Here is a 14,661-nt window from a genome sequence, read left to right as displayed (position 1 = left end):
CCCGATGAGTAACCGGGACGTTCGCGAGCGAATACTCGACGCCGTTCTGCACGTCGTCGGTACCGACGGCATCCCGGGTGTGAGCAACCGGCGCATCGCCGCGCAGGCCGGCGTCTCACTCGGATCGATCACGTATCACTTCGCCAGCCAGTCGGACATGCTGCGGGCCGCGCTGTCTCGTTTCGTGACCGACGAGACGACGCGCCTGCGCGCCTTGGCCGAGGAGTACCGCGACAAAGGTCTGAGCGTCGAGGACGCCGCGGCAATAGCCGAAAAGGTGACGCGAGATCTTTCGTTCTCGGCCGAGCGGATCGCGCCGTTCGAGATGTACATCGCCGCCGGGCGCGACCACGAACTCCACGAAGTCGCCGTCGAATGCTTCGCCGCCTACGACGATTTGACCGTCACGATTCTGACGGCACTCGGTGTACCTGATCCGGAGTCGATTGCATCGACGCTCGTCGCCGTCATCACCGGCCTCCAACTCCGACGCCTGGCCACCGGCGTCGACGAGCAGGACATCGGCGCGGCAATCCTCAGGGTCCTCCGGCCCTAGAAGCCCAGCCGGCCGAGCTGCTTCGGGTCGCGCTGCCAGTCCTTGGCGACCTTGACGTGCAGCTCCAGGAAGATCCGCACACCGAGCAGCTTCTCGATCTGCAGGCGCGCACTGGTACCGACTTCCCGCAGACGCGCTCCGCCCTTACCGATGACGATGCCCTTCTGACTGGGCCGCTCGACGTAGAGCAGGGCATGCACGTCGAGCATCTCGCCCTGCTTCTCGGTGCGTCCCTCGCGCGGGATGACCTCCTCGATCACCACAGCCAGGGAGTGCGGCAATTCTTCGCCGAGCCCCTCGAGCGCAGCCTCACGGATCAGTTCGGCCATGAGCACCTCTTCGGGCTCGTCCGTCAGTTCCCCGTCCGGGTAGAAGGCCGGGCCCTCGTCCATCAGACCGGCGAGGACGTCGACCAGGATCTCGACCTGTTCACCCGACTTCGCGGACACCGGAACGACCTCGGATTCGGGGCCGAGCAGGGTGGACAGCGCGAGCAACTGCTTTCCGACGGCGTCGCGGCTGACCTTGTCGATCTTGGTCACGATGCCGACAAGCTTGGTCTTGGGCGCCATCTGACGGACCTGCTGCACGATCCAGCGGTCTCCGGGCCCGATGGCCTCGTCGGCCGGGATGCACAGGCAGATGACGTCGACCTCGGAGTACGTGTCGCGAACCAGGTCATTGAGGCGCTGCCCGAGCAAAGTGCGGGGCTTGTGCAGTCCAGGGGTGTCCACCAGGATCAGCTGCGCATGCTCGCGGTGAACGATGCCGCGAATCGTGTGGCGCGTCGTCTGCGGGCGCGAGGACGTGATCGCGATCTTGCTGCCGACCAACGCGTTGGTCAGCGTGGACTTGCCCGTATTGGGTCGACCCACGAAACACACGAAGCCTGACCGGAATTCGTTCTTGCTCATAACTGCTCCTCGCTGAACTCTCGCTCAGTCATCGGTGTCTTCTGTCTCTTCGTCTTCGGACGGCGGGATGCGCTGCACGAACACCGTGCTGATGCGTACCCGGCCTCGGCCCGTATTGGTTCCCTCGCCGCGCAGGATCAAACCGTCGTACTCCACTTCGGAACCGGGAAGTGGCACTCGGCCGAGTACGTATCCGATCAGCCCGCCGACGGTCTCCACCTCGTCGAGTTCGAGTTCGAGATCGAACAATTCACCGAGGTCTTCGATGGGAAGTCTCGCGGATACGCGGAACATTCCGTCACCGAGATCCTCGATGGGCGGCGTCTCGTCCTCGTCGTACTCGTCGGCGATCTCACCGACGATCTCTTCGATGACGTCCTCGATCGTGACGAGCCCGGCGATTCCGCCGTACTCGTCGACGAGTATCGCCATGTGGTTGCGGTCGCGCTGCATCTCGGCCAGCAAGCTGTCGAGCGGCTTCGAGTCGGGAACGAAGACGGCGGGCCGCATGACGTCGCAGACGTTGACGTTCCGGCCGCCGTCGGGCAGGTGGTAGGTCTGCTTGACCAGATCCTTGAGGTAGACGACACCGAGCACGTCGTCGACGTTCTCCCCGATGACCGGCAGGCGCGAGTGACCACTGCGGACGGCCAACGACGTTGCCTGCCCGGCATTCTTGTCGTTCTCGATCCACACCATGTCGGTGCGGGGCACCATCACCTCGCGCGCCGACGTGTCTCCCAGTTCGAAGACGGACTGGATCATTCGGCGTTCTTCGTCGGCCACGACGCCACGTTCCTGCGCCATGTCCACGAGTTCACGCAACTCGATTTCCGACGCGAACGGGCCGTTGCGGAAGCCCTTACCCGGGGTCAATGCGTTACCCACGAGGATCAGGACGCGACTGATCGGCCCGAGCAGAACCCCGATCCACAGCAGTGGCAGCGACGCGGCCATCGCGATGGAGTACGCATGTTGGCGCCCAAGCGTTCTCGGTCCGACGCCGATGACCACGTACGAGACGAGAACCATGATCACCGCGGTGACGGTCAGTGCCCAGCCCAGCGAGAGGACGTCGATCAGGCCGCCCACGAGTACGACGGTGGCCGTGATCTCGCACAAAATGCGAAGCAGGACCATCAGATTCACGTATCGCGGACGATCGGTCAGGATGCGTTGCACTCGCGCGGCGCCGGCTCGCTCTTCCTTTGCCATCTCGTCGATCCGCGCCGACGAAATGGTGTTGAGCGCCGAGTCGACGGCCGCGAACACACCACCGACCGGGACAAGAGCAATCGCCAGAACAAAGAGCGCTATGGCGCTACTCACTACAGAACCCCCGGATAACTGTTATCGGTCCACTCCGTCGACGAAACCGGTCTTACCGAGCAGCTTCTGATCGCGTTCGGCCAGTGCTGCTTCGCGGTCGATACGGCGAAGGTCTTCGTACCACTCTTCGAGGAGGTTGTTCTGCAAGCCGAACATCTCCTTCTCCTCCTCCGGCTCCGCATGGTCGTAGCCGAGGAGGTGCAACACACCGTGGACGGTCAGGAGGGCAAGTTCGTGAGCCAGTGAATGCCCGGCCTTGTCAGCCTGATCCGCGGCAAAAGACGGACACAGCACGATGTCGCCGAGCATCGACGGCCCCGGCTCGGGGGAATCGGGACGGCCACCAGGCTCGAGTTCGTCCATCGGGAACGACATGACGTCGGTCGGGCCCGGCAGGTCCATCCAGCGAACGTGCAGATCCGCCATCGTCGCGGAGTCGACGAGAACCATCGACAGCTCGGCCGCCGGATGGACATCCATCCGAGCGATCACGAAACGGGCAACGCTGATCAACTCCGGTTCGGAGATGTCCATGCCCGATTCGTTCGAGACCTCGATGCTCATGTGCGACGCTCTTTCCTGGGAAAAGTAGGGGTTGATGCGTCGCTCAGCCTACCGTCGCGGTGAATGAGCATGTGCAGCGCGGCGCTGCGCCCGGTTTCCGACCGCCAACTCGCCGGACCGATCCGATTCGTGACGCTCGTAAGCGTCGACGATGTGAGAGACCAGCCGATGACGTACGACGTCGCTGCTGTCGAGAGTGGCGAAATGAATATCGTCGATCCCGGTGAGGATTTCGGATGCCGCGCGCAGACCCGAACGGGCCCCGCCCGGCAGATCGACCTGGGTCACGTCTCCGGTGACCACGATCTTGGAACCGAACCCGAGGCGGGTCAGGAACATCTTCATCTGCTCGGCCGTGGTGTTCTGCGCTTCGTCCAAGATGATGAAGGCGTCGTTGAGCGTCCGGCCACGCATGTAGGCGAGCGGAGCGACCTCGATGACTCCGGCCTGCATCAACTTCGGAATCGCCTCGGGATCCATCATGTCGTGCAATGCGTCGTGCAGCGGGCGGAGATACGGATCGATCTTCTCGTGCAGCGTGCCGGGCAGAAAGCCCAGTCGCTCCCCGGCCTCGACTGCCGGCCTGGTCAAGATGATCCGAGAGACCTGCTTGGCCTGCAACGCCTGAACGGCCTTGGCCATGGCGAGGTAGGTCTTGCCGGTACCGGCCGGGCCGACTCCGAACACGATGGTGTTCTCGTCGATGGCGTCGACGTAGCGTTTCTGGTTGAGGGTCTTCGGCCGAATCGTCTTGCCCCGACGCGAAAGAATGTCGAGGGAGAGCACCTCGGCCGGAGACTCGCCGACCTCGTTGGTGAGCATGCCGATGGTTCGTCGAACAGCGTCCGGGGCAATGGGCTGCCCCCGACCGGCCAGCGACGCCAATTCACTGAACACACGTTCTGCCAGCGCCACGTCTGCAGCCGTCCCCGATAAGGAGATGGTTCCGCCACGTACATGAATGTCGGCACGAAGCTCACGTTCGATCGCGGTGAGATTCTCGTCCGTCGCCCCCAGGATTTGACGCACGGTCTCCGGCGCCAGATCCATACTCGAACGGACGGTGCGCTCTGCGGGCAGAGCGCGCTCGGTGATGGTGGTTACACGGTTCCCGTCGAGTTCACTGTGTTCACTCACGTGGTGAATATGGCCTGCTTTCTGGTCCGATCAGCCCACTCGACTCGTGAGCCTCGATACTTCGAAGTCTAGCGCCAGAGTCGGACACGGCCCACTTGTTAATCGTCCCGGCCTAATCCTCGCGGCGACCGGACGGCAGCGATTCGCGGATCCACTCCGACGCTTCGGCGACGATCTCGGAGCTTCTGTCCGGACTGATACCCGCGATGACCAGGCACACGGCGGCAAAGGATTCGCCCGAGTCCGTGATGAGCCCACTGTTGGCCTGATCGAACAAAGTGATCGTGATCGCCTCGGTCATCGCTACCAGAGTCTCGGCCGGCAGGTATTTCGAGAAGGTTCCGTCAAGCTGACCGCGCTCGACGACGCTGATACTCACGGCGCGCGCGGGCTCCATCAGATCGAGAATCCGCTGCTCCCCCAACTCTTTGCGAGCAAAGCTGAGCAGCATCCGGAAGCGATCACCGACCGGCCATGACAGCAATGCCAGTACGGCAGTCGCCAGATCCGGGCGCTCGGGCGGCTCGCCGGCTTGGCTCAGCGCAGCTACGAGATCGGTCGACGCCTCGTCCACGATGCCGTTGATCAGCGCCTCTCGGCTGTCGAAATGCGCGTACACGGTTCGCCTGACCACACCGGCGGCCTTTGCGACGTCGTCCATGCTCGCATCCGGATCAGCAGCGAACGCCGTGATCGCCGCCTCGATGATGCGATTGCGATTGGCCGCGGCCTGACTACGACGCTGCCGTCCGCCCGATTCGGCAGTTCCCGAAACGACTGTGCCCGAATGCGTCAACGCGCGTTCCACCTCTTTCGACTGCCCAACTGTGATCTAGGTCAATCATAGTTGCACATCGGTGTGCAAGTTATTAACTTACACATCAGTGTGCAAATAGATCGAGGAGTGTCTTCGATCATCAGGAACGGAGTCGCGTCATGACGACACTCATGAGCAAACCTGTCTCGGAGATGGACCAGCCGTACTCACGGCGGTGGGCCGCGCTCGGGGTGTTGTGCCTGAGTCTGCTGATCGTCGTGATGGCGAATACCGCGCTGATCGTCGCGGCGCCGGACATGACCAGAGACCTCGGCCTCACCAGCACGCAACTTCAATGGGTCATCGACGGCTACACCGTCCCCTACGCCGCATTGATGCTGCTGTTCGGCGTGATCGGTGACAAGTACAGTCGCCGCGGCGCACTTCTCGCCGGACTCGCCGTGTTCGCCGGCGGCGCCGTCTTCGGCAGCATCGCGGACACCACCAACGCCGTCATCGCGGCACGAATGATCATGGGCGTCGGCGCCGCGATCATCATGCCCGCGACGCTTTCGCTTCTGGTCGCTACCTTTCCCAAAGCGGAGCGATCACGCGCCATCGCGGCGTGGGCGGCGACGTCGGGTCTCGCGATTGCACTCGGTCCGCTGTTGGCCGGATGGATTCTCGACAGTCATTCCTGGAGCATCACTTTCCTGATCAACGTCCCGATCGCCGCAGTCGCTGCCGTCGCCGCCGTAATTCTGGTGCCGCCGAGCAAGGCCGAGCACCTGGGCCGGATCGACTGGATCGGCGGCGCACTCTCGGTGGTCACCATCGGCTCGCTCGTGTACTCGATCATCAACGGATTCCACTTCGGGTGGACCGGCGGACCCATCGGTGCCGCGGTACTCGCTGCGATCGGCCTCGTCTCGTTCGTCGTCTGGGAACTGCGTCACCCGCAGCCACTGCTCGACGTCCGTAAGCTCGGCCAGCGCATGGTCGGCGGCGCGACGCTCGCCGTACTTCTGCTGTTCCTGGCCGCCTTCGGCGCCATCTACTTCATCTCACAGCAGTTCCAGTTCATCCTCGGCTACGGCGCACTCGAAACCGGTGTTCGTTTGCTGCCCTTGGCAATTGCCGTTTCGATCGGCGCCGTTGTCAGTGGGCGGATCACTCCGCTGATCGGCGTCCGGGCGTCCATCGTCGGCGGCATGGTGGTCGCCGCGATCGGCGTTCTGATTCTCACGCAGGTCGACGGCGATTCGGGCTACTGGATGTTCGCAGTCCCACTGATCCTGCTCGGCCTGGGCATCGGTCTCAGCGAACCGCCGGCCACCGACGCCATCATGGACAACTTCTCCGAGGACGATCTCGGTGCTGCGGGTGGCCTCAACGACACCGCCATCGAACTCGGCGGCTCGCTGGGTATCGCGATCCTCGGCTCGATCCTCGCTGCGAGCTACAAGGATTCGATTGCCGGATTCATCGATGGAATGCAGGTTCCGCAGTTGACGGGCGAACTTGCACAACAGGCCGCGTACGCGATGGAGGTGTCGGGCGAATCCGTCGGCGGCGCTTCGTTGGTCGCCGAAGAGATGGCAGGCAACCCGTTGGCTGCAGCTCAGGCAGGGCCGTTGCTCGACGCCGCAGGCAGTGCCTACGCCGACGCGATTTCGGCGGCCAGTTGGGCGGGCGGTCTTGCACTGTTCGTGGGGGCAGTTGTCGTGGCGTTCATCCTGCCGGGCAAGAAGGCCCCTGTGGAAGTGGACCCCGCGTCAGTCTGACGTGCTCGGAGCCAGCGGGTCTTCGGCGAGAACCAACTCGCGGGAGACCCGCCACGACTCGGTCGAGGGTGAGAGAAATGCGTCGTGTCCTTCGCCCTCGATCACACGCAGTGCCACGGGATCACCAGCCGCTTCCGCGGCTTTCGCGTACCGGGAGCTCACCTTGGCCGGCACCTGCAGGTCCTCCGCACCCGTGACGCACACAACGGGGACGCCGATCGGCAATCGATGCTGCGGCGACGCACTGCGATACAGATCCGGGTCCGCGTCGAACGGAACGCCGAACAGATCCTCGATGAAGCTGATCCGTCGTCCACGCTCGCCTGCCGACGCCAGATCGAGTGCGGCCGCCTGTGCGATGACCCGTTCAGGCCGGGTAAACGTGTCCTTCTCCCCCGCCAGCCACACTGCAAGATGTCCTCCGGCCGAATGCCCGAGCAAGCGAATCTGATTCAGATCCAATTCGGCCGAGGACTTCCCGGCAACCAGTCCGGGGATTTCGTCGTACGCCGTTTTCACGTCGGCGGACATCTCCGGCCAACCACCGCCCGCCCCGAGACGGCGGTATTCGATGTTCCACACCGCGACGCCGTGCCGCGCGAGTTCGACGGCAAATGCGGTGCCCAGAGTCAATCCGTACTGCCCGCTCCAGAAGCCGCCGTGGATCTGCATGACGACCGGGATCGGGCCGTCAGCGACTCCGTCGGGAACGTAGAGATGCCCGAACTGCTGCTCGTGTCGGCCGTACGGAATCTTGAATCGAGGCACCGAGGAAATCTATCTCAGGCGAGGGCGCTGCCTGCGGCCCAGTCTGCCCAGGAAAGGGTCCAGTCGCCATTCTGCCACACCTCCAGCGGAGCGCCGCCGGTGTTCTTGATCTCGACGACATCTCCTGGCTGCGAGAAATCGAAGAACCATTTGGCATTGGCCGCACTGAGATTGAGGCAACCGTGCGAGGTGTCGGTGTTTCCCTGCGCCCAGACGGTGCTCTCCAACTCGTGAAGATAGATACCGTCGGTGCTGATGCGGGTGGCCCAGTTGATGGATTCCTTGTAGCCGAGGCGCGAGTTGATCGGCAGACCGTAGGTCGACGAATCCATGATGACGGGGTTGGCCTTGTCCATCACGGTGTACGTGCCGGGCTGGGTCCAGAACGAGAGCGTCGTGCCGCCGATCGTCTCGGTGCCGCCCATTCCCATCGAGGTCGGCATTTCCTTGATCACCTGACCGTTTTCGTAGACGGTCACCATCTTGGTGTTGTCGTCGGCGACCGAGACGTGGGAGTCGCCGATTTTGAAGGACACGGTGTCGTCCTGCTGGCCGTACAGTCCGTTGCCGAGCTGCTTGCCGTAGATGTTCGCATTCACCGAGACCGTCGTGCCTGGTGCGTAGTAGTTCTGCGGTCGCCAGTGAACGTTCTGACCGTCGACCCAGTACCACGATCCCTGTACGGGCGGATTGGTTGTGACCAGCAGAGACTTCTCGGCCGCGGCCTTGTCACCGATCAACTCGTCGAAATGAACGGCGACGACGGTGCCGACACCGTACGTGCCACCGTCCGATATCGAGGCGCCACCGGTGGTGTTGATGTACGCCCGGGTCTGGTTACTCGGCGCGACGGTGGTCAGCGTCGTGTTCTTGGTCGTGGCAACACCATTCGCGTCGACGACGTCGACGACCAGCTTGTAAGTCTTGCCGTATCCGAGTGGTTCGCTCGGTTTCCAGGACGTCTTGTCCGGCGTGGTGATACCGGCGACTTCCTTACCCTCGGGATTGGTCAGCGCGACGGTCGTCAGTGTTCCCTTCGCGACCTGGACCTCGATGGGGTCGAGTGGACTCACCGGAGTTCCGCCGTCCGCCGGTGTGACGGTGACGAGCGCCTCGCTGGTCGGGGTAGTGGCGACGGCGCTGCTGGAGGAACCCGTGTTGTCTCCGGTGGAGACCGTGCACCCCGCGACGAGCATCAACGCCGCCGCGGCACACACCGCTCCAACGATTCGCATATGCGCACGTGACAACATCTGGCCTCCTGAAATCCCCGAACCAACTCACGCCGAAGGCGACCCCCGACGTCCTTACGATAGTGCGCAAATCTGACACTTCGCTGAGCGCCGGATCCGATTCAGCTCGGGATCACAACAAGATCAGTGCAGTGGCCGTGGTCCCCAGCGATCGGTCAGCACTCCGATCGCGCCCAGAGCAACAGCCCCGGCGGTCGACGTGCGCAGGACCGTCGGGCCGAGAAGCACCGGAGTGGCCCCGGCCTCCGACAACGCGTTGATCTCCGAATCGTCCAGCCCACCTTCGGGACCGACAACCAGAAATACCTCGTCCGCGCTCGCCAGCGGCAAACCGGCCAACGGCGTCGTCGCCGATTCGTGAAGCACCGCAACCACAGCGCCGCGGGCAACGGCGTCACGAACCAACGCGATCACCGCCGGCGTCTTGTGCAGTTCCGCAATTTCCGGGACGAACGCGCGTCTGGACTGCTTTGCCGCAGACACTGCCGCACTTCGCCAGCGTGCGACGCCCTTGGCGAGCTTGGGGCCCTCCCACTTGGCGACACAACGCAAGGAATGCCACGGGATCACCGCGTCGATCCCCGCCTCGGTCGCCAGTTCGACGGCCAACTCGGAACGCTCGGCCTTGGGAAGTGCCTGAACGAGGGTCACCAACGGCTTGGGCTGCTCGAGAACCTGAACGTCACTGACCAACAGTTCCAGGCGGTCCTTGCCGACGCTCGTCACCTCGGCGTCGGCTACCCGGCCACGGCCGTCGGCCAACACCAATCGCTCGCCGACGCCGATCCGGCGGACAGTGGCCGCGTGGCGACCCTCCTGTCCGTCCAGAACTGCGATTTCACCGACGCCGGGAACCGGGTCGAGAAAGAAGACCGTTGCGGCCACCGTCAGCGGCCGCTGAATGCTTCGCGAAGACGCGAGAACAATCCACCGCTGTTCTGCGAGGCCGTCGAGACAACCTCGGCCTCGTCGCGATCGCGGAGCAGCTTGAATTCCTTGAGCAGCTTGGACTGCTTGTGATCGAGACGGCTCGGGATGACCACCTCGAGGTGAGCGTGCACGTCGCCGCGCACTCCCGACCGCAGTTTCGGCATGCCATGACCGCGAAGAACAGCAACGTGTCCGGGCTGGGTGCCTGGCTCGATGGTGATTTCCTTGGGGCCGTCGATGATGGTGTCGACGGTGACAGTCGTACCGAGCGCTGCGTCGACCATCGGAACGCGGATCGTGCAGTGCAGGTCTTCACCGTCTCGAACGAAGACATCGTGCTGCTGCTCGACGATCTCGACGTAGAGGTCGCCGGGGTGTCCGCCGCCCGGGCCCACTTCACCCTGCGCGGTCAAACGGATGCGCATGCCACCGGCGACGCCCGCGGGAACCTTCACGGTGATGTCACGCTTGGCCCGAACTCGGCCGTCGCCGCCACACTTGTGGCAGGGATCCGGGATGGTCTCACCGGCACCGCGGCACGTCGGGCAGGGACGCGAGGTCATGACCTGACCGAGGAACGAGCGCTGGATGGATTGAACTTCGCCGGCACCGTTGCAGGTCTCACAGCGGACAGGCTTGGAGTCGCCGTTGGTTCCGGCTCCGGTGCAGCTGTCGCACAGAATGGCCGTCTCGACGGTCACGTGCTTGCTGACTCCCGTCGCACATTCTGCGAGGGTCAGCTTGGTGCGAAGCAACGAGTCGGCTCCGGGCTGAACGCGACCGCGCGGCCCACGACCTGCGCCGCCACCGCCGCCGAAGAATGCTTCGAAGACGTCGCCGAGGCCGCCGCCACCGAATCCGCCGCCGAAGCCACCACCGCCGCCACCACCGGACTCGAGCGGGTCTCCGCCGAGATCGACGATGCGACGCTTCTCCGGGTCGGTCAGGACCTCGTAGGCCGTCGAGATCTCCTTGAACTTGGCCTGCGCCGCCTCGTCAGGGTTGACGTCCGGGTGCAGTTCGCGTGCCAGCTTGCGGTAAGCGCGCTTGAGCTCCTGGTCTGTCGCGTTCTTGTCGACGCCGAGCAATCCGTAGTAATCCCGTGCCACGTTGAGTCTCTCGTCCTTCTCTTACTTCTAGGTTTTCCTCAGTCCTCGCGAGGAGGCGTGCCGACGAATGTCGACGTCCGTCATCGCTCGGAGAGAACTTCGCCGATGTATCTGGCAACGGCGGCAACCGATGCAATTGTTCCCGGATAGTCCATCCGAGTGGGTCCGAGCACACCGACACCACCGAAAACGGTACCGGCCGCGCCGTAGCCAGTCGAAATCACGGAGGTTCCGCGCATCTGTTCGACCTGCGTCTCTTCACCGATCTGAACGGTGACCGTGCCGGAGTTCTGCGTCGCAGCGAGCAGTTTGAGGACCACTACCTGCTCTTCCAGTGCTTCGAGCACTGCGCGCAGCGAACCGGGGAAGCCGGCCAGACCGGAGAAATCGGCGGCATTGCGCGTGAGATTCGAGGTTCCGCCCAGAACGAGACGATCTTCCGGATGTTCGACCAGGGTCTCGACCAGCACCGTTGCCGAGCGGATCACGGCGTCGCGAAGGTCGGCCGGCGACTCGTCGGCCAGTTCCGCCACGGCAATCGACGCGGCGGCCAGGCGCTTGCCTTCCAGTGCTCCGCCGAGAAGCGTGCGCAACCGGGAAAGGTCTTCGTCTTCGAGGACGTCTCCGAGTTCGACGATTCGCTGATCGACGCGGCCGGAATCGGTGATGAGAACGAGAAGCAGGCGCGCCGGCGTCAACGCGACCACCTCGAGGTGGCGAACCGACGACGCGGACAGCGACGGGTACTGGACAACCGCGACCTGACGGGTCAGTTGCGCGAGCAGTCGCACACCACGACGCAGAACGTCGTCGAGATCGACACCCGACTCCAAGAACTCGAGGATCGCTCGACGCTCGGGCCCGGACATGGGCTTGACGTCGGCGATGCGATCGACGAATTCGCGGTATCCCTTGTCGGTGGGGACGCGGCCGGAACTGGTGTGCGGTTGGGCGATGTAGCCCTCGGCCTCGAGGAATGCCATGTCGTTGCGCACAGTGGCGCTCGACACTCCGAGGTTGTGACGCTCGACCAGTGCCTTGGATCCCACCGGGTCCTGGGTGGAGACGTAATCGGCCACGATTGCACGTAAGACCTCGAAACGCCTGTCGTCGGTACTCGACATCGTTGCCACCTCCGTTTCCTGAAAAGAACGAACACCGACATTTACACATCGGTTTCCACTGGCAGTCTAATCGCCCGAGCGCCAGAGACGGCTGTTGCCCTTACTGTGGAGTGAGATCGGCGAAAGGTCGATCGCACAACCATGGACAAGGCGGCACATGATCTTCAAAGGCGTGATGGACGGCAAACCGTATCCCGATCACGGACTGTCTCTACGCGACTGGTCGAAGTTCCCTCCACGTCAGGTTCGACTCGACGAGATCGTGACCACCACGAAGGTCCTCGAACTCGATCGCCTGCTGTCGGAGGACTCGACCTTCTACGGCGATCTGTTCCCGCACGCAGTGCAGTGGCGCGGCACTCTCTACCTCGAGGACGGTCTGCACCGAGCGGTTCGTTCGGCCCTGCGAAACCGCGTCGTGCTGCACGCGCGTGTCTTCGACTTCGACGCGATGCCCGGTGTCATCGAGGGAGTCCGCTGACGCTCAGGCGATAGTCACGAGCAACGCAGGTGTCGTTTGCCCCGGCCAGGTTCCGGTGAGCGTCTCCGAGTCCGAGACTCGATCTGCGTCGATCACTCTCGCCACAGTCAGTTCCAGGCTTCCCGCGCGGATGATCGTGTCGGTGCCGACTGTCGAGCAGGTCACGGATTCCACTGCCGGTACGGAAGCGCCGGCCGTACCGCTGCCTACTACGTGAGCCGTCACGGGGATGCGATCGGCGGTGTCCGCGAAGACCAGTTCGACTCCGGCCCCACCCGTCAGAATCGCGGTCGCCACCGCGCTGACGTAGACCGGATCACAGCATGCGTCGTACACCCACCGTTCGCCGAGTACCGAATGATCCATGGTTGCGATCAGTGCGGTCTCCGCCCCGTCCAGCGGAGCACCACGATAAGTGAGCGGGACCTGAAGAATTCGACCGTCGGCAGAGCGCATCAGGTGCGTCTCGATTCCGACCTCGCCGTCCGGGTCGTCGAAACGATAGGCGTCGACGCGTTCGAGCGTCGAACAGTCGACCGACCCGAGCCACGGCTGCTTGGGCACCCACGCTCGGAGCAGGTCGTTCTTGGACGGATTCAGCTGCGCACGATGAATGATGGCCACCACGGCCACATTACGCGGCGAAGGATGGTTGCGCGTCAGGTCAGGATCGTGCGAATCACCGCATCGGCGAGCAGGCGACCACGGTCGGTGAGAACCACGTGATCGTTCTCGATCACGGCCAACCCGTCGACTACCACCTGTTCGGCCGAAAGACGTTCGGATGCAGACAGTTCCGACAACGGAAGTCCCGTACGCAACCGTGCGGTCAGCATGACTCGCTCCATGTGTTCGTCCTCGGCGGTCAGTTCTTCGCTGCCGCCGACGGGAAGTTCGCCGAGCGCCAACTGTTCCGCGTACCGCGCCGGGTGCTTGACGTTCCACCACCGCACTCCGCCGACGTGGCTGTGCGCGCCCGGACCGGCACCCCACCAGTCACCGCCGTCCCAGTAGCCGAGGTTGTGACGACACCGGGTGTCACCGGAGTCCGCGGTTTCCGCCTTTGCCCAGTTGGAGACCTCGTACCACCGCAAGCCTGCCTCGGACAGGCGTGAATCGATTCGTTCGTACCGCGAGGCCAGCACGTCGTCGTCCGGGGCGGGCAGCTCGCCGCGCCTGACCTTGCGAGCCATGGCGGTGCCGTCCTCGACGATCAACGCGTAGGCCGAGACGTGATCGACATCGGCGGAAAGGACCGCATCGAGTGAGGCGTCCAGGTCTTGATCGCGCTCCCCCGGGGTTCCATAGATCAAATCGAGATTCACGTGCGAAAAACCAGCTGCGCGAGCCTCTTTCGCGGCAGCGACGGCGCGACCGGGGGTGTGCGTGCGGTCGAGGATCTTCAGAACGTGCTGGGCGGCCGACTGCATGCCGAGGGAAATCCGGGTGAATCCAGCGCTGCGGAGAGCACCGAAGAACTCCGGCGACGTCGATTCGGGGTTCGATTCCGTGGTCACTTCGGCGCCGGACGCCAGGCCGAAGCTGCTCCGCACCGCCGACAGCACGTCGGACAATCCGTCACCACCGAGCAGCGACGGCGTTCCACCGCCCACGAACACGGTCTCCGCCGCCGGGGCGCCCGTCATCTCGGCCGCGAGATCGAGTTCGCGCCGCAGACCTTCCAACCACGATTGCGGCGAGGCGGAAGTTCCGAGCTCTCCGGCCGTGTAGGTGTTGAAATCGCAGTACCCACACCTGGTGGCACAGAACGGGACGTGGATGTAGATCCCGAACGGCCGTTTCCCGACACCCTCGAGCGATCGCGCGGGCAAGGCGAAGGGCGTCGCCTCGCTCTGTCGAGTGGGAGTCGTGCTGGTGGCATTCACGCCTCCAGTGTCCCAGCATCCGGAACGCACACCTATTCAGCCTGCGATGCAGGTCGGCGTACGGCTTGA

Annotated in this window: 15 protein-coding genes; 3 read left to right on the top strand and 12 right to left on the bottom strand. The window is 63.8% G+C overall.

Going from position 1 to position 14,661, the window contains the following annotated elements; genetic code table 11:
- Nucleotides 1-4 precede the first annotated feature (4 nt).
- A complete protein-coding gene (locus tag ABIE52_RS04170) occupies nt 5-556 on the top strand; it encodes a TetR/AcrR family transcriptional regulator (protein ID WP_030536607.1) in 552 nt (183 codons plus the stop codon).
- On the opposite strand, the gene era is transcribed toward ABIE52_RS04170, so the two are convergent.
- From era to ABIE52_RS04145, 5 genes are all read right to left on the bottom strand, one after another.
- Entirely contained in the window at nt 553-1,470 is a 918-nt protein-coding gene (era, locus tag ABIE52_RS04165) for a GTPase Era (RefSeq protein ID WP_003944451.1), read from the bottom strand. The two genes, ABIE52_RS04170 and era, sit on opposite strands and share 4 nt — an antisense overlap.
- 24 nt (nt 1,471-1,494) lie before the next feature.
- A complete protein-coding gene (locus ABIE52_RS04160) occupies nt 1,495-2,799 on the bottom strand; it encodes a hemolysin family protein (protein ID WP_003944509.1) in 1,305 nt (434 codons plus the stop codon).
- A gap of 21 nt (nt 2,800-2,820) precedes the next feature.
- Nucleotides 2,821-3,363, bottom strand: coding sequence for an rRNA maturation RNase YbeY (gene ybeY / locus ABIE52_RS04155; protein ID WP_192712964.1), 543 nt, complete (start codon nt 3,361-3,363; stop codon nt 2,821-2,823).
- A 48-nt stretch (nt 3,364-3,411) separates the two neighbouring features.
- Nucleotides 3,412-4,500 (bottom strand): PhoH family protein, encoded by a 1,089-nt coding sequence (locus tag ABIE52_RS04150; protein WP_003944580.1) that lies wholly within the window; start codon nt 4,498-4,500, stop codon nt 3,412-3,414.
- Nucleotides 4,501-4,612: 112 nt separating this feature from the next.
- On the bottom strand, nt 4,613-5,308 hold the full coding sequence (locus tag ABIE52_RS04145; RefSeq protein ID WP_192712963.1) for a TetR/AcrR family transcriptional regulator: 696 nt from the start codon (nt 5,306-5,308) through the stop codon (nt 4,613-4,615).
- A gap of 128 nt (nt 5,309-5,436) precedes the next feature.
- Here ABIE52_RS04145 and ABIE52_RS04140 point away from each other — a divergent pair, with 128 nt between their 5' ends.
- Nucleotides 5,437-7,041: an MFS transporter gene (locus ABIE52_RS04140; protein WP_054187677.1), complete on the top strand. Its 1,605-nt coding sequence runs from the start codon at nt 5,437-5,439 to the stop codon at nt 7,039-7,041.
- Here the strand turns inward: ABIE52_RS04140 and ABIE52_RS04135 are convergent.
- The 5 genes from ABIE52_RS04135 to hrcA all read right to left on the bottom strand — a co-directional run bounded on the left by ABIE52_RS04135 (nt 7,033) and on the right by hrcA (nt 12,225).
- Nucleotides 7,033-7,809, bottom strand: a complete 777-nt coding sequence (locus tag ABIE52_RS04135; protein ID WP_042924086.1) for an alpha/beta hydrolase family protein — start codon at nt 7,807-7,809, stop codon at nt 7,033-7,035. The two genes, ABIE52_RS04140 and ABIE52_RS04135, sit on opposite strands and share 9 nt — an antisense overlap.
- A gap of 14 nt (nt 7,810-7,823) precedes the next feature.
- Nucleotides 7,824-9,062 (bottom strand): L,D-transpeptidase, encoded by a 1,239-nt coding sequence (locus ABIE52_RS04130; RefSeq protein WP_192712962.1) that lies wholly within the window; start codon nt 9,060-9,062, stop codon nt 7,824-7,826.
- Between the two features lie 123 nt (nt 9,063-9,185).
- Complete coding sequence (locus ABIE52_RS04125) at nt 9,186-9,947, bottom strand: 16S rRNA (uracil(1498)-N(3))-methyltransferase (protein ID WP_192712961.1); 762 nt, start codon at nt 9,945-9,947, stop codon at nt 9,186-9,188.
- Between the two features lie 2 nt (nt 9,948-9,949).
- Entirely contained in the window at nt 9,950-11,101 is a 1,152-nt protein-coding gene (dnaJ, locus tag ABIE52_RS04120) for a molecular chaperone DnaJ (RefSeq protein ID WP_003944460.1), read from the bottom strand.
- 80 nt (nt 11,102-11,181) lie between these two features.
- On the bottom strand, nt 11,182-12,225 hold the full coding sequence (gene hrcA / locus ABIE52_RS04115) for a heat-inducible transcriptional repressor HrcA (protein ID WP_003944583.1): 1,044 nt from the start codon (nt 12,223-12,225) through the stop codon (nt 11,182-11,184).
- Between the two features lie 157 nt (nt 12,226-12,382).
- On the opposite strand from hrcA, the gene ABIE52_RS04110 reads away from it, so the two are divergent.
- Nucleotides 12,383-12,706: a type II toxin-antitoxin system VapB family antitoxin gene (locus ABIE52_RS04110; protein ID WP_003944521.1), complete on the top strand. Its 324-nt coding sequence runs from the start codon at nt 12,383-12,385 to the stop codon at nt 12,704-12,706.
- 3 nt (nt 12,707-12,709) lie between these two features.
- Here the strand turns inward: ABIE52_RS04110 and ABIE52_RS04105 are convergent, their stop codons facing one another.
- Both ABIE52_RS04105 and hemW read right to left on the bottom strand, forming a co-directional pair.
- Nucleotides 12,710-13,330, bottom strand: coding sequence for a CG0192-related protein (locus tag ABIE52_RS04105; RefSeq protein ID WP_075835347.1), 621 nt, complete (start codon nt 13,328-13,330; stop codon nt 12,710-12,712).
- A gap of 35 nt (nt 13,331-13,365) precedes the next feature.
- Nucleotides 13,366-14,592: a radical SAM family heme chaperone HemW gene (hemW, locus tag ABIE52_RS04100; RefSeq protein ID WP_042450186.1), complete on the bottom strand. Its 1,227-nt coding sequence runs from the start codon at nt 14,590-14,592 to the stop codon at nt 13,366-13,368.
- Nucleotides 14,593-14,661: the final 69 nt, after the last annotated feature.

This window comes from Rhodococcus sp. OAS809 (assembly GCF_040546695.1).
GTDB classification, from domain to species: domain Bacteria; phylum Actinomycetota; class Actinomycetes; order Mycobacteriales; family Mycobacteriaceae; genus Rhodococcus_F; species Rhodococcus_F qingshengii.
The sequence above is the reverse complement of the archived record's forward strand: the minus strand, read 5'-3'. Positions and strand labels throughout refer to the sequence as shown.

Excerpts from the sequence above, each read along its gene's own strand:
- ABIE52_RS04170 (WP_030536607.1), top strand. The coding sequence starts at position 5 with ATGAGTAACCGGGACGTTCGCGAGCGAATACTCGACGCCGTTCTGCAC.
- era (WP_003944451.1), bottom strand. The coding sequence starts at position 1,470 with ATGAGCAAGAACGAATTCCGGTCAGGCTTCGTGTGTTTCGTGGGTCGA.
- ybeY (WP_192712964.1), bottom strand. The coding sequence starts at position 3,363 with ATGAGCATCGAGGTCTCGAACGAATCGGGCATGGACATCTCCGAACCG.
- ABIE52_RS04140 (WP_054187677.1), top strand. The coding sequence starts at position 5,437 with ATGACGACACTCATGAGCAAACCTGTCTCGGAGATGGACCAGCCGTAC.
- ABIE52_RS04130 (WP_192712962.1), bottom strand. The coding sequence starts at position 9,062 with ATGTTGTCACGTGCGCATATGCGAATCGTTGGAGCGGTGTGTGCCGCG.
- hrcA (WP_003944583.1), bottom strand. The coding sequence starts at position 12,225 with ATGTCGAGTACCGACGACAGGCGTTTCGAGGTCTTACGTGCAATCGTG.
- ABIE52_RS04110 (WP_003944521.1), top strand. The coding sequence starts at position 12,383 with ATGATCTTCAAAGGCGTGATGGACGGCAAACCGTATCCCGATCACGGA.